The sequence below is a fragment of the Plasticicumulans sp. genome, from assembly GCF_035331805.1.
GTDB lineage: Bacteria > Pseudomonadota > Gammaproteobacteria > Competibacterales > Competibacteraceae > Plasticicumulans.
Map to the genome: position 1 here is coordinate 1 of NZ_DAOLKE010000012.1, position 20,483 is coordinate 20,483.

A 20,483-nucleotide genomic window follows, 5' to 3' on the forward strand; every position below is an offset into this window, starting at 1 on the left:
CTGGCAGACCGCCGAGCGCATCCTCGCCGTCGCCGGGCCCGACGCAGGCGAGGATGCGCTCGGCGGTCTGCCAGGTCGCCGCCGGTGCCGTGCCGGCCTTCAGCGTCAGCACCTGGGCGTTGACCTGCGCGGCGGTCTGGCGCAGCGCCAGCTCGCGCAGCGCCGCGAGGTTGGCCTCGCGGAAGAAGTGCTCGCGCGCACGCTCGGCCTGCGCCGGCAGATAGACCTTGCCGGCACGCAGCCGCGCCAGCAGCTCGGCCGGCGGCAGATCCACGAGCTCGACCGCATCGGCCTGTTCGAGCACGGCATCGGGCACGGTCTCGCGCACGATGATGCCGGTGATGCCGGCGACCACGTCGTTGAGGCTTTCGAGGTGCTGGATGTTCAGCGTCGTGTAGACATCGATGCCGCGTGCCAGCAGCTCCTGCACGTCCTGCCAGCGCTTGGCGTGGCGCGCGCCGGGCGCGTTGCTGTGCGCAAGCTCATCGACGAGCAGCAGCGCCGGCCGGCGCGCGAGCGCGGCATCGAGGTCGAATTCCTCCAGATGCACGCCGTGCCAGGCGCTGGTCTGACGCGGCAGCAGCTCCAGCCCGTCGAGCAGGGCTTCGGTCTCGCTGCGGCCGTGGCATTCGACCAGCCCGGCGACCACGTCGATGCCGGCCTCGCGCTGCGCGTGCGCGGCTTCGAGCATCGCCCAGGTCTTGCCGACGCCGGGGGCGGCGCCGAGGAACACCTTCAGCCGGCCGCCGCGCGTGCGCCGCTCCTCGTGCTGCGCGAGCGCGAGCAGGGCATCGGGATCGGGCCGCCCGCTCATGCGCGCCGGTTCCCTGCACGGGACCGCGAACGGGAACGGTCAGGTCGTTCACGACCGTCACCGTCGAAACATGGCCAGCACCGCCGCCCCGGCCTCATGGCCGTTCCCGCGCCAGCGCAAGGTTCAGCTGCAGCACGTTGACGCGCGCCTCGCCGAGCACGCCGAGGCTGCGATCCTCGGTGAAGCGGGCGATCAGCGCCTGCACCCGCTGCGGCGCCAGTCCGCGGGCACGCGCCACGCGCGCCGCCTGCCATGCGGCCGCCGCCGGCGAGAGGTGCGGGTCCAGCCCGCTCGCCGAGGCCGTGACCAGATCGACCGGGACCGGTGCCGTGTTGCCGGGATCGGCCGCGCGCAGCGCGTCGATGCGCGCCTGCACGGCCGCGACCAGCGCCGGATTCGTCGGGCCGAGATTGCTGCCGCCCGAGGCCGCGGCATTGTCCGGGAACGGCGCGCTCGCCGAGGGCCGCGACCAGAACCAGCGCGGGTCGTTCGCGAACGCCTGGCCGATCAGCGCGCTGCCGCGCACCTGACCGTCCTCGACGATCAGGCTGCCGCCGGCCTGCTGCGGAAACAGCGCCTGCGCCAGACCGGTGACGACGAGCGGATAGACGAGGCCGGTCAGCGCGGTGAGGGCTAGCAGCGCGACCAGGGCGGGACGGAACTGCTGCTTCAGCGGGTGCATGGTGCGGATTCCGGAGGAATGCGGATCACGACGGATCACGGGTCAGGGAAGCCGGTGTTCAGGCAAGCCCGAGCGCCGACAGCGCGAGGTCGATCAGCTTGATGCCGGCAAAGGGCACGGCGAGGCCGCCGAGGCCGTAGATCAGCAGGTTGCTGCGCAGCAGCTGCGCCGCGCTGCCCGGCCGGTAGCGCACGCCGCGCAGCGCCAGCGGGATCAGCGCGACGATCACCAGCGCATTGAAGATCACCGCCGACAGCAGCGCGCTCTGCGGCGTCGCGAGCCCCATGACGTTCAGCGTGCCGAGCGCCGGATACGTGACCGCGAACGCCGCCGGCAGGATCGCGAAGTACTTGGCCACGTCGTTGGCGAGGCTGAAGGTGGTCAGCGCGCCGCGCGTCATCAGCAGCTGCTTGCCGATCTCGACGATCTCGATGAGCTTGGTCGGGTTCGAGTCGAGATCGACCATGTTGCCGGCCTCCTTCGCCGCCTGCGTGCCGGTGTTCATCGCCACCGCCACGTCGGCCTGCGCCAGCGCCGGCGCGTCGTTGGTACCGTCGCCGGTCATCGCCACGAGCCGCCCCTCGCCCTGCAGGCGGCGGATCAGCGCGAGCTTGTCCTCGGGCCGGGCCTCGGCGAGGAAGTCATCGACCCCGGCCTCGGCGGCGATCGCCGCGGCGGTCAGCGCGTTGTCGCCGGTGATCATCACGGTGCGGATGCCCATGCGCCGAAGCTGCGCGAAGCGCTCGCGGATGCCGCCCTTGACGATGTCCTTCAGGCGCACGACGCCGAGCACCTCGCCGGCGGCCGTGCCGCGGCGCTCGGCGACGATCAGCGGCGTCGCGCCCTGGCGCGATACCGCCTCTGCGGCCTCGCGCACCGCCGCCGGCAGCTCGCGCCCCTGCTGCGCGAGCCACGCGGCGATGGCCTCGACCGCGCCCTTGCGGATCGCGCGCCCCGGCAGGTCAACGCCGCTCATGCGCGTCTGCGCCGTGAACGGCACGAACTGCGCGTCGAGCCCGTGGATGTCGCGCCCGCGCAGGCCGTGCCGTTCCTTCGCGAGCACGACGATGCTGCGGCCTTCCGGGGTTTCGTCGGCGAGCGAGGCAAGCTGCGCGGCATCGGCAAGGCGATCGGGCGCGATGCCGGGAGCCGGCACGAACTCGGTCGCCTGCCGGTTGCCGAGCGTGATCGTGCCGGTCTTGTCGAGCAGCAGCACATCGACATCGCCGGCCGCCTCGACCGCGCGGCCCGAGGTGGCGATGACGTTGGCCTGGATCATCCGGTCCATGCCGGCGATGCCGATCGCCGACAGCAGGCCGCCGATCGTGGTCGGCGCCAGACACACGAACAGCGCGATCAGCACGGTCAGCGACACCGCCTGCCCGCCGCCGCTCGCGGCCGCGTACTGCGCATACGGCAGCAGCGTCGCCGTGACCAGCAGGAACACCAGCGTCAGCGCTGCGAGCAGGATCGCCAGCGCCAGTTCGTTCGGCGTGCGCTGGCGCCGCGCGCCCTCGACCAGACCGATCATGCGGTCGAGGAAGCTCTCGCCGGGGTTGGCGCCGATGCGGATCACCAGCCAGTCCGACAGCACCGTCGTGCCGCCGGTGACGGCGCTGTGATCGCCGCCGGCGGCGCGCACGACCGGCGCGCTCTCGCCGGTGATCGCCGCTTCGTTGACCGAGGCGATGCCGTCGATGACCTCGCCGTCGCCGGGGATCAGTTCGCCGGCCCTTACCTCGACGACATCCCCGGCGCGCAGGCGATCGGCGGCGATCCAGCCGAAGCCGCTGCCGTGCGTCGTGCCATCGAGCCTCCTCGCCTGCCCCTGCGTGCGCGTGCGCCGCAGGCTCTCGGCCTGGGCCTTGCCGCGGCCCTCGGCCATCGCCTCGGCGAAGTTCGCGAACAGCACCGTGAACCACAGCCACGCGGCGATCGCGAACGTGAAGCCGGCCGGTGCGTCGGCGTGGCCGGCGAGTGCCGCGAGACCGAGGGCGGTTGCAAACAGGCTGCCGGCCCAGACCGTGAACATCACCGGATTGCGCCACTGATGGCGCGGATCGAGCTTGCGCACGGCGTCGATGGCCGCGCGCCGGGACAGGGCCGGATCGAACAGGGAATGCCGGATGCGGGTCATGGACGGGAGCCTCTCACTGCGCCCACAGCTGCAGGTGCTCGACGAGCGGTCCGAGCGCGAGTACCGGGAAGAAGGTCAGCGCGCCGACGACGATCACCGTGCCGAGCAGGAAGCCGATGAACAGCGGCGTGTGCGTCGGCAGCGTGCCGGCTCCGGGCGGCACGATCTTTCGGGCCGCGAGGCTGCCGGCGATCGCAAGCACCGGCACGATCGTGCCGAAGCGTCCGAGCAGCATCACCAGCGCACCGGCGAGGTTGTGGAAGGGGGTGTTGCCGTTCAGGCCGCCGAAGGCGCTGCCGTTGTTGTTGGCCATCGACGTGTACGCGTACAGCAGCTCCGAAAACCCGTGCGCACCGGGATTCGACAGCGTCGCCGTGACGCCGGCGTCGATCGCGCCGGCCGCGACCGGCAGCAGCACCAGCGCCGGCATCAGCAGCACGACGATCGCCGCCATCTTCATCTCGAAGGGTTCGATCTTCTTGCCGAGGTACTCGGGCGTGCGCCCGACCATCAGCCCGGCGACGAACACCGCGACGATCGCGTAGACCAGCATGCCGTACATGCCGGCACCGACGCCGCCGAGGATGGTCTCGGAGCACTGCATCAGCGCGAGCGGCACCAGGCCGCCGAGCGGCGTGAAGCTGTCGTGCATCGCATCGACGGCACCGGTCGAGGTTGCCGTCGTCGTCGCCGCGAACAGCGCCGAACGCGCGAGTCCGAAGCGCACTTCCTTGCCTTCGAGGTTGCCGCCGGGGCTGGCATCGGTGCCGGCCTGATCGACCCCGAGTGCGGCGAGGCGCGGGTTGCCGGCGCTCTCGGCGGCATAGCCGGCCAGCGCCGCCAGCGCCAGCACCAGCAGCATGCCGGCGAGCAGCGCCCGGCCCTGACGGCGGTCACCGAGCAGGCGGCCGAACAGCAGCACGCTCGCCGCCGGAATCACGGTCTGCGCGAGCACCAGCAGGAAGTCGGTCAGCGGCGTCGGGTTCTCGAACGGATGCGCGGCATTGGCGTTGAAGAAGCCGCCGCCGTTGGTGCCGAGGTGCTTGATCGCGAGCTGCGAGGCCACCGGCCCGAGCGCGATCGTCTGGCTGCCGAGCGTGTGGCCATCGGCATCGGCGAGCGGCTGCAGCAGCGTCGCCTGCACGTAGGGCGCGAAGCTCTGCACGACGCCGCAGGCGACCAGTACCAGCGCAAACCCCAGCGCCAGCGGCAGCAGCAGGTACAGCACGCTGCGCACCAGATCGACCCAGAAGTTGCCGAGCGTCGCGCTCTCGCGCTGCGTGAAGCCGCGAAACAAGGCCAGCATCACCGCCAGCCCGGTCGCCGCCGACAGGAAGTTCTGCACCGTCAGCCCGAGCATCTGCACCGCGTAGCCGAGCGTCGCCTCGCCGGCGTAGTTCTGCCAGTTGGTATTGGTGACGAAGCTGACCGCCGTGTTCAGCGCCAGCGCCGCCGGCACCGCCGGCTGCGCCTGCGGGTTCAGCGGCAGCGCCGCCTGCGCAAGCTGCAGCACGAACAGCAGCACGATGCCGGCGCCCGAGAACACCAGCACGGCGAGCGCGTAGCTGCGCCAGTCCTGCGCCTGGCCCGCCGCCGGGCCGATCAGCCGGTACAGCCCGCGTTCGAGCGGCCCGAGCACGGTTTCGAGCCAGCCGGCCCGGCCGGCGTAGATGCGCTCCATCCAGGCCGACAGCGGCACGGCGAGCCCGGTGAGCACGAGGAAGTACAGCGCGATCTGCGCAAGCCCGTTGCCGGTCATCGCGGCGCGCCTTCAGAAGCGCTCGGGCCAGCAGAGCGCGGCGAGCAGATACAGCGCGAGGGCCGCGGCGACGATCGCAGCGAGCAGGTGGATCAGGCTCATGGGCGGGACTCCGGTGGAAACGCTGCGCGCAGTCTGGCCGTGCGGCCCGTAAAGAAGCCGTTAACGCCGGGGCCGCCGCGGCAATGGTTCCGTAACGCCCCTGTCACCGATGCTGGAGCGCATACGCCACCCGGCGGGGTACGCGCATCCCGCGCCAGCCCGCGCCATACGGAGGTGCATCATGTCCGGACTCGCCCTGCTCGCGATCGTCGCTGCCAGCCTTGCGCTCGGCGGCCTGTGGAACCATCTGTTCCTGAAGGACATCGGCTGGCGGACGCCGCGCGCACCGCATGTGCGCCCGCAACATTGACGTTGCACCGGAAGGTCAGCCCGGCGCTTCGTTTTGCGCCATCCGCAAGTTCCGTGCTGCGACGTTTCTTAACGCCGGTGTGACCGGCCGTGACCGCACGCGGCGGACGGCGCGCGCGGTGGCCCGTATCCTGCGTCCCGTTGCCCCGCAGCAATTCCGGGACCGCGGACCATGACCATGAACATTGCTACCCTCGATCGCCTCGCCCAGCTCCAGGACGTCGAACGCGCCGTCATCGACCTGCTGTTCGCCGACCGCACGCTGGAAACCTGCAGCCGCGAACGCCTCGCCGTGCTGCTCGAATTCATTCATGAGGCGCGCTCGGAAGCGCTCGCTTCCGTGCACAGCGAAGCGGCCAACGTCGTGACCCTGCGCTGAGGCGGCTGCCCCGGCATTCGCACCGCCAACCCCGGTCACCGGGCTCGACTATGCTGCGCGGTATCCCCTGGCGGACGGCTGCGGCCGTACGTGCGGATCCCGAAGAAGAACCACGCAGAGGAGAGACGACGATGGCGGGAATCGATCCGGAACTGCCGGCACGCTGGCTCGACATCCAGCGCCGGCTGTGGGCCCCGTGGCTCGAAGCGACCGGCAAGCCCAACGGCGGCCGGGCCGCCGGCACCGCCGACCTGAGCGGGCTGCCGGCCTTCTTCGAGGCGCAGGCACGCCAGTGGCTGGAATTCCAGCGCGAATGCGCGCGCGCGCTGATGCAGTCCGGCGGCGGCGATCCGGCCCACATCGCGGCCCTGCTCGATGCGCAGGCGCGTGCGGCCGAGGGCCTGCTGCACTTCCAGCGCCAGTGCCTCGACGGCTGGCTGCACGCGGCCGGCAGCTTCGACTGGATGCAGTGGCTCGGCTCGCTGCAGCGCCTGCCGCAGGCGATGCAGACCGGCGAAGCCACGCCGGCACCGTCGCTGGCCCCGCTGTATCCGGCGCGGCGCGACTGAAGCCCGCCCGGAACCGCACCTCAGCGCAGCCGGCGCCGGAGCTTCCCGTCATGCAGCGTGACACCGTCGTCGCCCGCTACGCGATCGCGCTGGTCGCCCGCGAGCGCCAGCGCCAGCTCGCCGTCGAGGGCTGGAGCGAGGCCCACGACGACGCGCTGACCGGCGGCGAACTCGGCCTCGCCGCCGCCTGCTACGCCGCCGCGCCGCAGCCGCTGTACACCGGCAGTCCCGAAGCCCCCGTGGACGCCTGGCCGTTCGCGCCCGCGCAGGACAAGCGCGGCCGGCACGACACGGTGCGCCGGCTCGCGATCGCCGGTGCGCTGCTGCTCGCCGAACTCGAACGCGAACTGCGCCGCGGCGGCCTCGCCGAGGCGGCGGCGGCCGATCCCGATCTGGTCAACGAACTGTACGCGGCGGCACGCGCGGTCAGCCGTCAGGGCCGGCTGCAGGACGAATGAACGGGGCTTGCGGCCGCTTCGGTGTCGTTCCGGTCGCAATGCGTGTCGCTTTCGCCGGCGGACCAAGTTAAAAATCACGTTAATCACGTCAACTGTGCATAAAATTCGCCGCGGCTCCCCGGCGAGTATGCAGAGATGGCCCGCACGACCGATACCCGTGCCCTGACCGAACAGGCGTTCTGGGAACTGCTCGCGACGGCGCGCAAGCCCACCATTCAGGCGGTGCAGGAATGGCTGCTCGCCCGTGGCCTGACCCGGCGCAACAACAACACGATCGGCTCGGCGCTGGAGGAATGCTGGCAGCAGCTCGGCACGCGCCTGAAGCAGGAGCGCAGCGCCCCGGAACTGCCCGAGGATGTCGTCGATCAGGTGCTGAACCTGCGCCGGCGCATGCTGGAGGTTGCCTCCTCGGTGTTCGACGAGGACCGCGCGAAACTGCGCGAGGAAGTCGAGTCGATCCGGCAGCAGGCCGCAAGCAGCATCGCCGAGGCCGAGCGCGGCCAGCGTGAATTCGCCGAGCGGCTGCAGGGCAGCGAGCTGAGCGCCGGCGAAGCCCGGGCCGCCCTCGCCGAGCGCGAGGCGCGACTCGCCGATCTGCTCGCCGAACTCGCGGCGGTGCGCAGCGATGCCGCCGCCGCCACCGAACGCGCCGCCGCGACGGCGGCGCAGGTCATTGCCCTGGAACAGCGCGCGGCCGAGTCCGACACGCGCTACAGCCTCGAACTGAAGACCGCCCATGAACGCTACGAAGCCCTGCAGGCACAGATGATGGTCGATATGGATCGCTACCGGACCGAGGCCGCCGAGCTGCGGCAGGAACTGAGTGCCGACCGTTCCCAGCACGACGGGCGCACCGATGCGATGACCGAACGGGTCGTCCAGGCCGAGAACGCCCGCGTCGCCGCCGAGGCCCGGGCCGAAGGCAGCGCCGCGGAGCTGCGCAAGGTGCATGGCCGGCTGGTGCAGCGCGAGATGGAACTCGAACGGCTGCAGAACGAATACGCGCAGATCGAAGGCAAGCTCGACCTGCTCGCCGCGCAGCTCGCCGTCGCGCAGGGGCGCATCGCCGAGCTCGAAGGCCGGCCGCGCGGCAGCTCGCCGCAGGGCAACCTGATGCCGGTCGTCACCGGCACCGGTGCCGGCAAGGGCGGCGGCGAGCCGCGCAAGCGCAACAAGCCGAAGATCCCCAACGGCAACCTCGCCGGCGCCGGTGCAGGCAACCCGAACCCGCAGGCCGGTGGCGCCGCGTCGCCGGCCGGGCGCAAGCGCAAGCCCAAGCCCGCCGGCAATCCCGCAGGCCCTGCCAGCGCCGGCAACAATGCGCAGCCCGCCGCCGGCAACCGCCGGCGCAAGCGCGGCGGCGGTGGTGGTGCCGGTGGCGGCAACGCGCAGCCGCTCGCCGCCGGCGAAGCCGGGCGTGACGCCGGGCGTGACGACGACGACGGCGACAACCTCGGCAATGCCTGAGGCCCCGGCGACCGGCCTGCGCACGCCGCGCGGGCGATGAACGACCCGGCAAGCGCCCTGTCCGCGGCCGAACTGCAGCGCGCGCTCGGCGAGCTGCAGCGCCCGGCCGCCGGCACGGCGGGGTTCGCGACCGATGCCGAAGCCATCGCCGGCTTTCTCGGCGAATTCGCCGATGTGCCGCACACGCAGCGCAGCTACCGCAAGGAAGTCGTGCGCTTCCACCTCTGGTGCCGGCTGCAGCGGCAGCGCGACCTGGCCGGCATCACGCGCGCCGACGTGCAGGCCTGGGAAGGTTTTCTGGCCGCACCGCCGCCCGAGTGGATCGGCCCGCGCCATGCCCGGCTCGGCAGCCCGGGCTGGCGGCCGTTCGAAGGGCCGCTGACGGCGGCCTCGCGCCGGCAGGCGGCGGTGATCCTCGGCGGCTTCTACGGCTATCTGCAGCGCTGCCGCTATCTCGACTACAACCCCTTCCTGGTCATGCGCCGGCGCGCCGGCGCCCGCACGGATGCCACCGCGCCGATGCGCGTGCTGTCGCGCGAAACCCTCGAACGGGTCCTGCAGGTGCTCGGCAGCCGCGCCGACGCTGCCGGCGACGCGCGCCGCCGCGACGAGGCCGAACGCCGGCTGTTCACGGTGCGCTTCCTCGTCAACGCCGGCCTGCGCCGCGCCGAACTCGCGCGCGCGCGCATGAGCGACCTGCTGCAGCGCGAGGATGGCGACGGCCGGCCCGCGCAGTGGTTCCTGAGCGTCTGCGGCAAGGGCGGGCGGCTGCGGCAGGTCGCGCTCAACGAGGCCGCGCTCCAGGCGCTCGGGCGCTGGCGCAGTCATCTGCAGGCCACGCATGGGCTCGATGCGCAGCAGGGTGCGCTGCTCGTGCCCTGGAAACGCGCCGGCGAGCGGGCAGCGGCCGGGGTAAGCGAGGCCGTCGTCTACCGGCTGGTCAAGGCCGCGCTCGCCGACGCAGGCCGGGTGCTGGCGGCGGAATTCCCGGCCGATGCCGCGCTGCTGACCCGGGCGAGTCCGCACTGGCTGCGGCACAGTTACGCGACCCTGACCGCCAACGCCGACGTGCCGCTGGAACTGGTGCGCGACCAGCTCGGCCATGCCTCGCTCGACACCACGCTGCTGTACCGCCACCGCGAGGATCTCGAGCGCGCCCGGCGGCTGCGCCACGTCGCGCTCTGAGGCGCATCCCCCTCCGCGCCCGGAATCGCCCGCCGCTGCGCTGATCCGTGCCATGTCCCGTGTCTGTCCCGACGCATGGACTGTGCGGGCAAGACGTGATAAACCTTACAAAATTTAACGTTTGCCTTTATGGCAAGCATGCTTGCACATGGCCGTGCGCCACCCGTGCAAAATCGATAACCTGCGTCACCGGATGCCTTGCCGGCCCGACCTCCGAAGGATCACCACCCCGCACGCACAGGGATCTTGCTGATGCCGGCACCGCTGACGAGATGGCTGCTCATGTTCCGGACTTCGTCGGAGTCTCCGGCCTCGGGCAATCCCGGCCCGCGCGCCGATGCCCGCCGGCGCCTGCTGCGCACCCTGCTGTCGCTGCTGCTGCTCTGGGGCCTGGTCCTCATCGCCGTGCTGCAGCTGCGTGCCCTGCAGGGCGAACACGCCGACATCCGCCTGCAGCGCATCAGCACCGCCGTCGCCGCTGAAACCGGCCGCCGTTTCGAAGCCATCGGCACCTTGCTCGGCGCCGCGCAAGCCTGGGCGACGCAGCCCGAGGACACCCGCCCGAACGCGCAATCGCCCTATCCGCTGCTGACCAGCGGCTGCCGGCGCGAACTCGGCGCCGGCTGCCGGCTGCTGCGGCTCGATGCAGAGGGCCGTCTGCAGCCGCTGCACGACGACAGCGGCACGATCCTGCCTGCCCGGCCGCTGCCGCTGCCGGCCCCCGGCGTGGCGCTGATCGCACACCTGGAGGCCGTCACCGCCGCCACCGGCACCGATCTGCTGCTCTACGGCGTCGCGGCCACCGACAGCGGCGCGGCCGTGCGGGCCGTGTATGCCGCCGTGCCGGTGCGCGATTTCATCGATGCCTATGCGACCCTGCCGCCCGCCGGCGAGGCGCGCATCGAACTGCTGCATGCCGACGGCAGCCCGCTGCTCGAAATCCTGCGGGCCGATGCCGTGGCGGCTGCCGGCTACAGCCGGATCGTCGCGCTGACGCCGCTGCCGCTGCGCCTGCACGTCAGCCTGCCGGCTCCGCCCCTTTACCAGGACTGGCGCCTGGCAGCCGCCCTGCTGATCGCGGCCGCCGGGCTCTACAGCGGTCGGCGGCTGCTCGGGCTGCGGCAAGCGGCCGGAAAACCCGGTGACGGCGTCGAGCCGGACACGCTGCTGGCGCTGCGCCAGTCCCAGCGCCTCGGCCGCGGCGGACACTGGGTCTATGACGCGCGCCTGCGCACGCTGAAGTTGTCCGACGAGCTGCGCGCGCTGCTCTCGGAAGCCCTCGCCGCAAACCTGCAGCCGCTCGCCGCCGGGGACGACGTGACGCCGGCGCCCGGCACCGAGCAGCTGCACTCGGACCTGCAGCGCGCGATCGTCAACGAATGCGAGTTCGCCGGCGAGTACCGGGTCAGCGATGCCCGTGACCAGCCGCAGTGGCTGTCCGTGCATGCCGATGCGAGCTACAACAGCGAAGGCCGCTATCTCGGCCACATCGCCTACGTGCAGGACATCACCGAGCGCAAGCAGCTCGAACTGGAACTGCGGCGACTCGCGACCACCGATTCCCTGACCGGCATCCTGAACCGCGGCAGCTTCCTCGACCGCACCGCCGAGGAGATCGCCCGCGCCCGCCGCTACGGTCGGCCGCTGTCGCTGATCGTGCTCGATCTCGACGACTTCAAGACCATCAATGACCGCTTCGGCCATCCGGTCGGTGACCAGTGCCTGCGGGCCTTCGCCGAAACCGGCACGGCCTGCCTGCGCCGCGCCGACCGCCTCGGGCGGCTCGGCGGCGAGGAGTTCGCAGCACTGCTGCCCGAGACCGGTCTGCCGGCCGCCCTCGGGGCCGCCGAGCGCATCCGCGAGCACGTGCAGCGGCTGCGCGTGCCGCTCGGCGATGGCCTCGACACCGGCTTCACGGTCAGCGCCGGCGTCACGCTGCTGTCCGATCACCACCAGAGCATCGAGCAGCTGCTGGCGGCGGCCGACCGGGCGCTGTACCGCGCCAAGGCCGAAGGCCGCAACCGCGTCTGCCTCGACAACGACCTTCAGGTCGAGGGCGTGTAGCCGGCCTCGCGGATCGCTTCGAGCACGGCTGCCCCGGCAAGCCCCGTGGCAACCTGCACCGTCTTCGCATCGAGATCGCAGCGGACCTCGGCGCGCGCATCGAGGGCGCGCACGGCGGTCTCGATTGCGCGCACGCAATGGCCGCAGTTCATGTCGGGCACCTTCAGGGTGATCGTCTCGTTCATCGCTGCCTGCCTCGCATCGTCGTCTGCCCGGGCCTGCGCCGGGCATACGCAAGCCTGAACCCTGACAGGCTGTCAGGGTCAAGTGCCGGCCTGCGCGCTGCCGACCCTCTTGACCCTGCCACGATGTCAGGGTCGAGGCTGCCGGCCTCCGTCATCCGGCCCGGCCTCCGGCCGAGGAGACACACGATGAGCACGACGCCCTCCCCCGCGGCGGCAACGCTGGAACTGCCGGTCGCCGGCATGAGCTGTGCGGCCTGCGTGCGCCGCGTCGAGCGGGCGCTGACGGCCGTGCCCGGCGTGCAGCAGGCGAGCGTCAACCTCGCCACCGGCCGCGCCAGCCTCGAAGGCCAAAGCCTCGATCTGCCCGGCCTGGTCGCGGCCGTCGAGCGCGCCGGCTTCGAGGTGCCGGTGCAGACGCTGCGGCTCGAACTCGATGGCCTGAGCTGTGCCGCCTGCGTCACGCGCGTCGAACGGGCGCTCGCCCGCGTGCCCGGCGTGCGCTCGGCCAGCGTCAACCTCGCGACCGCGCAGGCCGAGGTGCAGGCGCTGGCCGGCGTCGATGTGCAGGCCCTCGGCGCCGCGGTCAGCGCCGCCGGCTACGGCGCACGGCCGATCGGGGAGGATGCCGCGGCCCACACCCCGCCACAGCCGCCGCAGCTGCTGCCGGCGCTCGTGCCGCTGGTGCTCAGCGCGCCGCTGGTCGCACCGATGCTGCTCACGCCGTTCGGCGTGCACGCGATGCTGCCGGCCTGGGTGCAGGCCGTGCTCGCCGGCATCGTGCTGTTCGGCTACGGCCAGCGCTTCTATCGCGGCGCCTGGCATGCGCTGCGCGCCGGCAGCGGCACGATGGACACGCTGATCGCGCTCGGCACGACGGCCGCCTACGGCCTGTCGCTGTGGCTCTGGGCGCGCGGCGAGCCGCATCTGTACTTCGAGGCCGCTGCCGTGATCGTCGCGCTGGTGCTGCTCGGCAAGGTGCTCGAAGCCCGCGCGCGCGCCGGCACCGGCGCGGCGCTGCGCGAACTGGCGGCGCTGCGGCCCGAAACCGCCTGCGTGCTGCGCGAAGGCGTCGAGACCGAAGTGCCGGTCGCACGGCTGCAGGTCGGCGATGTCTGCCTCGTGCGCCCCGGCGCGCGCATTCCGGCCGACGGCCGCGTGCTCGAAGGCCGCAGCCACGCCGACGAGAGCCTGCTGACCGGCGAATCGGTCCCGGTCGCGAAAGCCCCCGGCGATGCCGTCACCGGCGGCGCGCTGAACGGCGAGGGCCTGCTGCGCATCGAGGTCGGCGCCGTCGGCGCCGAATCCAGGCTCGCGCGCATCGTGCGCCTCGTCGAACGCGCACAGGCGGCGAAGGCCCCGGTGCAGCGGCTCGCCGATCGCGTGGCCGCCGTGTTCGTGCCGGCCGTCGTCGGCCTCGCGGTGCTGACCGTCGCCGGCTGGCTGCTGGCCGGGGCCGGGCTTGAGACGGCGCTGGTCAATGCCGTCGCGGTGCTGGTCATCGCCTGCCCGTGCGCGCTCGGGCTGGCGACGCCGGCGGCGATCCTGGTCGGCACCGGCGTCGCGGCCCGGCGCGGCATCCTGATCCGCGATGCCGCGGCTCTCGAACGCGCGCAGGCCGTGAGGCTGGTCGCCTTCGACAAGACCGGCACGCTGACCGAAGGCCGGCCGCGGCTGCTCGCGCACGACGGCCCGCAAGCGGCCGCGGCACTGCGGATCGCCGCGGCGCTGTCGAGCGGCTCCGAGCATCCGCTGGCGCGCGCGCTGCTCGATGCCGCCGGCAGCGGGCTGCCGGCCGCCAGCGGGCTGCAGGCCCTGCCCGGTCGCGGCGTATGCGGCACGATCGACGGACACGGCTATCGACTCGGCAGCCATCGCCTGCTCGATGAGGCCGGCGCCGTCCCCGGGGCCGCGCTGCTCGAAACCGCCGCGGCCGCAGAAGCGCAGGGCCGTACCGTGTCCTGGCTGTTCGAAACCGGCGAAACCGGCGCGGCCGGCCTGCCGCGCGTGCTCGGCTGGTTCGCGTTCGGCGACGCGCTGCGTCCGGGTGCCCGCGAAGCCATCGCTGCGCTGCACGCCGATGGCATCGACACCGTGCTGATCTCCGGCGACCGCCGCCCGGCGGCCGAGGCCATCGCCCGCGAACTCGGCATCGGGCAGGTCATCGCCGAGGTGCTGCCCGAGGACAAGGCTGCCGCGATCGAGCGCCTGAAGGGTCAGGGCCGGGTCGTGGCGATGGTCGGGGACGGCATCAACGACGCGCCGGCGCTGGCCGCGGCCGATGTCGGCATCGCGCTTGCGACCGGCACCGCGGTCGCGATCGAGGCCGCCGGCATCACGCTGATGCGCGCCGATCCGCGCCTGGTCGCCGAGGCGATCGAGGTCTCGCGCGCGACGCTCGCGAAGATCCGCCAGAACCTGTTCTGGGCCTTCGGCTACAACGTGCTCGGCATCCCGCTCGCGGCCTTCGGCGGGCTGTCGCCGATGTTCGCCGGCGCGGCGATGGCGTTCTCGAGCGCGAGCGTGGTCGGCAACGCGCTGCGCCTGCGCCGCTGGCAGCCGGCGCAGGCGCAGACGCCTACAGCAGCCGCTTGAAGAACAGCAGCGCCGCCGTGCCGAGGCCGGCGGCGAGGATGATCAGCAGCACCCAGCCGAAGGCGTGATCGCCGCTCGCGAACGGCAGGCCGGCGGTGTTCATGCCGAAGATGCCGGTGACCAGCGTCATCGGCAGCAGCACGGCCGACAGCACCGACAGCACGTACAGGTTGCGGTTGGTGTCCTCGGCGACGCGCGAGGCGATTTCTTCCTGCAGCAGCTTGGCGCGCTCGTAGAGCTCGCTCTGGTCATCGAGCAGGAAGGCCAGCGTCTCGGTCGCGTCGTGCCACTGCTCGATGGCGTCCTCGTCGATCCAGCCGGCGCGCTGGCGGTCGAGCTTCTGCAGCGCCGTGCGCTCCGGGCCGAAGGTGCGGCGCAGGCGCACGCAGCGGCGGCGGATGCGCGCGAGGTGTTCGCGCTCGGCGCCGCCGCCGGTCAGGATCGCGTCCTCGATCTCGTTGACCTGCTCGGTCATCTCGTCGACCAGGCGTTCGAGCAGGTCGGAGCGCACCGACAGCAGCTCGATGAACAGCTCGATGCCGCTGCGCATGTGCAGGCCGCCGCAGACCCAGACGCGCAGGCTGTCGGTGCTGCGCACCGCGTGGGCGCGCGCGGTCAGCATCAGCCGCGTGCCGGCGTGGATCCACAGCGTGCGCAGCAGCCCGAATTCCCCGGGCTCCTGATAATCGAAGTCGCTGATCACCGCGAACAGGCCGTCGTCGAGCCGGTCGATGCGCGGACGGTCGTCGCGCTCCTCCAGCGCCGTCTTCATCTCCTCGGGCACGCGCTCCGACTGCGCGAGCCAGCGCCGGGCGCGGACGTTGCTCAGGTTGAAGTGCAGCCAGACCGTGCCGGTCTCGGTGGCGAGCGCCTCGTCGAGCTCGGCGAGTCCGATGCGCTGCGCGAGCAGCCCCGGACGCAGCCAGTAGCCGTACAGCAGGCCGTCCTCGGGACCGAGGGCGGAAACGGCGGCAGTCGAAGACGGCGTGGCTGGCACGGGAGGGAGGGTCCGAAGCTGGAGGCGGCAGGACCGGCCGGCGGATGGCGGCCGGGGTTTGCGGCATCGTAACCGATCCGCAGCGCCGTCATTGTGCAGGTGCATCATCGGCGCCCGGGCGCTTCAGCCTTCCTTCAGCCAGCGCCGGTAGTCTGCGGGCCGGTCGAGGTCCCACAGCGTCGCCGGCTCGGCCCCGCGCAGGCCGGCCTGCCGCAGGCGCGCGCGCGTCGCGTCCATCAGCGCCGGCGTGCTCCACGGCAGGTCTTCGAAGAGCCGCGGCTGCGGGGTGTGCAGCCCGACCAGCACGTAACCGCCATCCTCGGCCGGCAGGAACACGGCATCGGCCGCCGGACCGGCGACGGTCCCGAGCAGCGCCTCGGCCGCGGCGTGCAGGTGCCCGGCCGTGAGCGCCGGGCAGTCGGTGCCGATCAGCAGCGTCGGACCGCGGGCGAGTTCATCGGTGAAGGCCGCGTGCATGCGCGCGCCGAGATCGGCGCCGGTCTGCGTGCAGAGCCTCGGCGGACTTGGCCCGGCCGCCAGCGCGCGGAAGTACGGATGCCCGGCCGACGGTGCGCACCAGAGCGTCAGCGCCTGCGGCCGCACGGCTTCGGCGAGCGCGAGCGTGCGTGCGATCAGGGTTCCGGCGAGCCGCGCCGCGCCCTCGGCGCCGAGCAGCGGAATCAGCCGCGTCTTGGCGTAGCCCGGCAGCGGTGCCTTGGCGAAGACGGCCAGGCGCAGCGCCAGCCCGGCCGCCGTCATGCGCCGGCCGTGCCCCGCGGCCCCCGTCCGTAGTACCAGCGCGCCAGCCGGTCCGGCGCCAGACCGAGCCGGTAGGCCAGCCGCAGCCACCACATCAGCGTCACGGTGCGCCAGAAGCCGTGCTCGTCCCAGCGCCGGCCGGAGCTGCGCACCGGTCCGGCCAGGCACTGCGGCCGGCCGAGGCGCTTGAGGCGCCGGCTCAGCTCGATGTCCTCCATCAGCGCCTGCTCCGGATAGCCGCCGACCTGCACGAAGCTGTCGGCGCGCACGAAGATCGCCTGGTCGCCGGTGGCGATGCCGCTCAGGCGCGAGCGCAGGTTCATCAGCCTCGCGACCAGTCCGAGCCGGCGGTCGCGGCCTTCGAGGCATACGTCGAAGCGCCCCCAGTGCGCACCGTGGCCGAGCGCGGCGCCGATCAGCGCATCGACGCTGTCGGGCGGCACGCTGTCGGCGTGCAGGAACAGCAGCGCCTGACCGCGTGCCAGCGCCGCGCCGGCGTTCATCTGTCGCGCGCGCCCGGCAGGCGCCGTGAGCACGCAGGTGCTGCGCGCGCAGGCGAGCGCCACCGAATCATCGCGGCTGCCGCCATCGACGACGATCAGCTCGACCCCCTGCGTGCGCAGCGGCCTGAGCCGCTCCAGCAGCGCATCGAGGGCCGGCGCATCGTCGAGCACCGGCACGATGATCGACAGCCACGGCGTGGCATCGCGCAGGATCGACGCAGCCGGGTGTCCGGCGGAATCCGGGACGGCACTCACGGGTGCGCTCCGGTGCGGACGGATGGCGGGGGCACGGGCATCATCGGGCGACTCGATCGACGGGCATGCCGGGGACGTATAGCACGGCCGATCCCGCCCACTGCGCCGCGCCACCATCGTTGTGATCGCATCGAGGTCACATCGAGGTCGCATCGGGTGCGCGCGGCGGTCGGCGTGGGTCAGTCGCCAGCGCCCCCGTCGCCGCCGATCACGCCTTCGGCGCGCAGCCAGGCCTTGTAGGCCTTCATGACCGGCCGCGAGATCGCGGTCTCGGCGAGCACGCGCTGTTCGTAGACGCGCTCCCGCAGCGCGGCATCCGCCGGTGCCGCCTGCGCCTGACGGATCAGCGCATGCACGCCGGCATCGAGCAGCCGCCCCGGCTGCTTGTGGACGATGGCGTAGACCGCCGCGACCGCGCGCTTCTCGGCCTCGAACATGCGGCACTTGCCGTCGAGGATCTTCAGCATCACCGCCGTCGTGCAGTCGATCTGCACGGGATCGAAGACGGTGCGGGCCGCCCAGGCGGCGGCAGGATGATCGGCAGCGTGCATGGCGCGGCTCCGGGTCGGCGATCGGAAAGCCCAGCAGACGCCAGCGCCGCGCCGGCTGCAAGCGCGGCGCGCCTTCAGCGGCGGCCGCTGCCGCAGGGCGGGCTCAGAAGGCTTCTTCCCAGCCGATCGACAGCCGCATCGCGCAGTTGATCAGCCCGACCATCGAGTAGGTCTGCGGGAAGTTGCCCCACTGCTCGCCGGTGTGCCAGTCGAGGTCCTCGGACAGCAGGCCGAGGGGGTTGCGCCGCGCCAGCAGCTTGCCGAACAGGTCGCGGGCCTCGTCGCGGCGCCCGAGCGCGGTCAGCGCCTCGACGTACCAGAACGCGCAGACCGTGAACGCGGTCTCGGGCCGGCCGAAGTCGTCCGGAATCTGGTAGCGGTACAGGAAGTCGCCGGAGCGCAGGCTGGTGCCGATCGCATCGACGGTGGCCGCGAAGCGCGGATCGTCAGCCGTGAGGAAGTCGAGTTCGTTCAGCAGCAGCAGCGAGGCATCGAGGTCCCCGCCGCCGAAGCAGGACGCGAAGTAGCCGCCCGGCTCGTGCCAGGCCTCGGCGCAGATGCGCGCGTGCATCGCATCGGCGCGCTCGCGCCAGTAGGCCGCGCGTTCGCGCCGGCCGATCACGCCGGCGATCTTGGCGAGCCGGTCGCAGGCTGCCCAGCACATCACCGCCGAGAACGTGTGCACGTGCTCGCGCGTGCGCAGCTCCCAGAGCCCGGCATCGGGCTTGTCCCAGACCTGCACGGCGCGCGAGCCGATGCGTTCGAGCTGTTCGAACAGGCCGTGACGGTCGGCGAGTTCGAGCCGGCGGTCGAAGAACACGTGGGTCGCAGCGAGCACGACGCTGCCGTAGACATCGTTCTGCACCTGCAGCCAGGCCTCGTTGCCGATGCGCACCGGCCCCATGCCGCGGTAGCCGGCGAGCGCCGGCGCGACGCGCTCGGAGAGATCGGCGCTGCGCGTGATCGCGAACAGCGGGCCGAGACCCTGGGTCTCGACATCGCCGACGATGTCCATGATGTAGCCGATGTAGGCCTCCATCGTCGTCGTGACGCCGAGGCGGTTCATCGCCTGGATCACGAAGTAGGCATCGCGCAGCCAGCAGAAGCGGTAATCCCAGTTGCGCTGCGAATGCGCGGCCTCCGGGATCGAGGTGGTCAGCGCCGCGACCACGGCGCCGGTTTCCTCGTAGGCGCAGAGCTTCAGCGTCACCGCGGCGCGGATCACCTCGTCCTGCCATTCGAACGGGATCGTCAGCGAGCGCGCCCAGTCGCGCCAGTAGTCGCGCGTGCGCGCCAGCAGGCCGCCGGCGGTCTCGGCGATGTCGGCGTTCAGGATCTCGTCCGGCCCGAGCACGAAGTGCATCGGCCGGTCGAGCAGGAAGGGCACGTGTTCGAGCACGTAGGACAGCGGTGCGTCGGTGGTCAGGCGCAGCGTCTGCGTCGGCCCGACGTAGCGCGCGTGGTTGCTGCCGCGGGTGATGTTCGGGCGCAGCTCGCCGTTCTGGAAGCGCGGCAGCAGGTGCGTGACGATGCGCGGCCGTCCGGACAGCGGCCGCACGCAGCGCACCAGCATCGGCGGCCGGTACATGCGCCCGTACTGCTTGTGGCGCGGCGCGAAATCGAGGATCTCGATGGCATTGCCTTCGGCGTCGCCGATCACGGTGCGCAGCACCGCGGTGTTCGGCAGATAGGCCTGCTCGCGCGTGCGGCCGTTCGGCAGCGTCAGGCTCCAGTAGCCGCCGCGCTCCGGGTCCGGCCCGTTGTCGAGCAGCGCGCAGAACACCGGATCCCCGTCGAGCCGCGGCAGGCAGCCCCAGACGATGCGGGCCTCGGTGTCGACCAGGGCCGCGATGATGCAGTTGCCGAGAATGCCGAGATTCAGGTCGCTCATGGGTTCGGGACTCCGTAACGCTGGCAGGCGGGCAGCACGTCGCGGGCGAGCCAGGCTCGCACGGCGGCGGGGTCGGTCAGGCGGCGGGTGGCGCAGGTCGGGCGACCGGCGGTACCGACATGCACGGCGATGCCGCCGCGCGCGAGCACGGCGGCAAAGCCGGCCTCGTCGGTGACGTCGTCGCCGATGAACACCGGCACACGGCCGGCGAAAGGCGGGCTGGTGCAGAATCCGGCAACGACTGCCCCCTTGTCGAAGCCCTCTGGCAGCAGCTCGCAGACCGACTTGCCGCGCAGCAGCCGGAAGCCGCTGTCAAGCCCGGCCTGTACCGAGGCCATGCAGGCGAGCGCCTCGGACTCGGCCGCCGGTGCGTTGCGCCAGTGCAGCGCCAGCGCGTGCGGTTTGGTTTCGAGAAGCGTGCCCGGATGCGTGCAGACAAAGGCTTCGAGCCGTTTGCGCGCGGCCGCAAGCGCCGGCTTCGGCCTGCACTCGATCGCCGCATCGGCGGCCGGCCGCCATTCGGCGCCGTGGCCGCCGGCAATCGCATAGCGGTGTGGCGCGAACAGGGTTTCGACCTCGGCCAGGGCCCGGCCGCTGACCAGCGCCAGTGCGCCGCCGAGCGCCTCGTCGAGGGCGTTCAGCAGCAGCGGCAGCTCCGGCGGCACGGCAACGGCATCGGGCCGCCCGGCCAGTTCGATCAGCGTGCCATCGACATCGAGAAACAGCGCCCAGGGAGCATCCGGAACGGGCGGCGGTGGCAGGTACGTCGGATCGGTCATCAGCTTCTCTGCTCGGGGGCACGGGGTGAGCAAGGACAGTGCCGCT

19 protein-coding genes and 1 pseudogene are annotated in these 20,483 nt (G+C 72.3%); 8 read left to right on the forward strand and 12 right to left on the reverse strand.

What is annotated here, in order from left to right:
- The 5 genes and pseudogenes from PKE44_RS02100 to kdpF form a co-directional block, all read right to left on the reverse strand.
- Positions 1 to 814 (reverse strand): annotated as a pseudogene (locus tag PKE44_RS02100) (two-component system sensor histidine kinase KdbD); the annotation flags it as partial.
- Positions 815 to 908: 94 nt separating this feature from the next.
- On the reverse strand, positions 909 to 1,496 hold the full coding sequence (kdpC, locus tag PKE44_RS02105; RefSeq protein WP_324548007.1) for a potassium-transporting ATPase subunit KdpC: 588 nt from the start codon (positions 1,494 to 1,496) through the stop codon (positions 909 to 911).
- A gap of 58 nt (positions 1,497 to 1,554) precedes the next feature.
- A complete protein-coding gene (kdpB, locus tag PKE44_RS02110) occupies positions 1,555 to 3,633 on the reverse strand; it encodes a potassium-transporting ATPase subunit KdpB (RefSeq protein ID WP_324548008.1) in 2,079 nt (692 codons plus the stop codon).
- Between the two features lie 13 nt (positions 3,634 to 3,646).
- Positions 3,647 to 5,392: a potassium-transporting ATPase subunit KdpA gene (gene kdpA / locus PKE44_RS02115; protein ID WP_324548009.1), complete on the reverse strand. Its 1,746-nt coding sequence runs from the start codon at positions 5,390 to 5,392 to the stop codon at positions 3,647 to 3,649.
- A gap of 12 nt (positions 5,393 to 5,404) precedes the next feature.
- Positions 5,405 to 5,494: a K(+)-transporting ATPase subunit F gene (kdpF, locus tag PKE44_RS02120; protein ID WP_324548010.1), complete on the reverse strand. Its 90-nt coding sequence runs from the start codon at positions 5,492 to 5,494 to the stop codon at positions 5,405 to 5,407.
- 181 nt (positions 5,495 to 5,675) lie between these two features.
- On the opposite strand from kdpF, the gene PKE44_RS02125 reads away from it, so the two are divergent.
- The 7 genes from PKE44_RS02125 to PKE44_RS02155 all read left to right on the forward strand — a co-directional run bounded on the left by PKE44_RS02125 (position 5,676) and on the right by PKE44_RS02155 (position 11,925).
- Positions 5,676 to 5,804, forward strand: a complete 129-nt coding sequence (locus PKE44_RS02125; RefSeq protein ID WP_324548011.1) for a hypothetical protein — start codon at positions 5,676 to 5,678, stop codon at positions 5,802 to 5,804.
- A gap of 177 nt (positions 5,805 to 5,981) precedes the next feature.
- Positions 5,982 to 6,182 (forward strand): hypothetical protein, encoded by a 201-nt coding sequence (locus tag PKE44_RS02130; RefSeq protein WP_324548012.1) that lies wholly within the window; start codon positions 5,982 to 5,984, stop codon positions 6,180 to 6,182.
- A 131-nt stretch (positions 6,183 to 6,313) separates the two neighbouring features.
- Positions 6,314 to 6,751 (forward strand): hypothetical protein, encoded by a 438-nt coding sequence (locus PKE44_RS02135; RefSeq protein ID WP_324548013.1) that lies wholly within the window; start codon positions 6,314 to 6,316, stop codon positions 6,749 to 6,751.
- Between the two features lie 50 nt (positions 6,752 to 6,801).
- Positions 6,802 to 7,209: a hypothetical protein gene (locus tag PKE44_RS02140; protein ID WP_324548014.1), complete on the forward strand. Its 408-nt coding sequence runs from the start codon at positions 6,802 to 6,804 to the stop codon at positions 7,207 to 7,209.
- A 135-nt stretch (positions 7,210 to 7,344) separates the two neighbouring features.
- The gene (locus PKE44_RS02145) at positions 7,345 to 8,676 is read left to right on the forward strand and encodes a DNA-binding protein (protein WP_324548015.1); all 1,332 of its coding nucleotides are present in this window, start codon (positions 7,345 to 7,347) and stop codon (positions 8,674 to 8,676) included.
- Positions 8,677 to 8,712: 36 nt separating this feature from the next.
- Complete coding sequence (locus PKE44_RS02150; RefSeq protein WP_324548016.1) at positions 8,713 to 9,861, forward strand: tyrosine-type recombinase/integrase; 1,149 nt, start codon at positions 8,713 to 8,715, stop codon at positions 9,859 to 9,861.
- Between the two features lie 282 nt (positions 9,862 to 10,143).
- Positions 10,144 to 11,925, forward strand: coding sequence for a diguanylate cyclase (locus PKE44_RS02155; protein ID WP_324548017.1), 1,782 nt, complete (start codon positions 10,144 to 10,146; stop codon positions 11,923 to 11,925).
- Here PKE44_RS02155 and PKE44_RS02160 read toward each other — a convergent pair.
- On the reverse strand, positions 11,907 to 12,110 hold the full coding sequence (locus PKE44_RS02160) for a cation transporter (RefSeq protein WP_324548018.1): 204 nt from the start codon (positions 12,108 to 12,110) through the stop codon (positions 11,907 to 11,909). The two genes, PKE44_RS02155 and PKE44_RS02160, sit on opposite strands and share 19 nt — an antisense overlap.
- A gap of 186 nt (positions 12,111 to 12,296) precedes the next feature.
- Here PKE44_RS02160 and PKE44_RS02165 point away from each other — a divergent pair, with 186 nt between their 5' ends.
- A complete protein-coding gene (locus tag PKE44_RS02165) occupies positions 12,297 to 14,702 on the forward strand; it encodes a heavy metal translocating P-type ATPase (protein WP_324548019.1) in 2,406 nt (801 codons plus the stop codon).
- On the opposite strand, the gene PKE44_RS02170 is transcribed toward PKE44_RS02165, so the two are convergent.
- From PKE44_RS02170 to otsB, 6 genes are all read right to left on the reverse strand, one after another.
- Positions 14,686 to 15,699 carry a CorA family divalent cation transporter gene (locus tag PKE44_RS02170; protein ID WP_324548020.1) on the reverse strand — a complete coding sequence of 338 codons (1,014 nt, stop codon included), beginning with the start codon at positions 15,697 to 15,699 and terminating at the stop codon, positions 14,686 to 14,688. The genes PKE44_RS02165 and PKE44_RS02170 overlap by 17 nt on opposite strands.
- 123 nt (positions 15,700 to 15,822) lie before the next feature.
- The gene (locus tag PKE44_RS02175; protein ID WP_324548021.1) at positions 15,823 to 16,458 is read right to left on the reverse strand and encodes a TIGR04282 family arsenosugar biosynthesis glycosyltransferase; all 636 of its coding nucleotides are present in this window, start codon (positions 16,456 to 16,458) and stop codon (positions 15,823 to 15,825) included.
- The gene (locus PKE44_RS02180) at positions 16,455 to 17,216 is read right to left on the reverse strand and encodes a TIGR04283 family arsenosugar biosynthesis glycosyltransferase (RefSeq protein WP_324548022.1); all 762 of its coding nucleotides are present in this window, start codon (positions 17,214 to 17,216) and stop codon (positions 16,455 to 16,457) included. The genes PKE44_RS02175 and PKE44_RS02180 overlap by 4 nt, the downstream gene beginning before the upstream one ends.
- A 179-nt stretch (positions 17,217 to 17,395) precedes the next feature.
- Positions 17,396 to 17,767, reverse strand: a complete 372-nt coding sequence (locus PKE44_RS02185) for a hypothetical protein (RefSeq protein WP_324548023.1) — start codon at positions 17,765 to 17,767, stop codon at positions 17,396 to 17,398.
- 103 nt (positions 17,768 to 17,870) lie between these two features.
- A complete protein-coding gene (locus tag PKE44_RS02190; protein WP_324548024.1) occupies positions 17,871 to 19,658 on the reverse strand; it encodes a glycoside hydrolase family 15 protein in 1,788 nt (595 codons plus the stop codon).
- The gene (gene otsB, locus PKE44_RS02195) at positions 19,655 to 20,437 is read right to left on the reverse strand and encodes a trehalose-phosphatase (protein ID WP_324548025.1); all 783 of its coding nucleotides are present in this window, start codon (positions 20,435 to 20,437) and stop codon (positions 19,655 to 19,657) included. Before otsB ends, PKE44_RS02190 begins: the two co-directional genes overlap by 4 nt.
- Between the last annotated feature and the right edge of the window lie 46 nt (positions 20,438 to 20,483).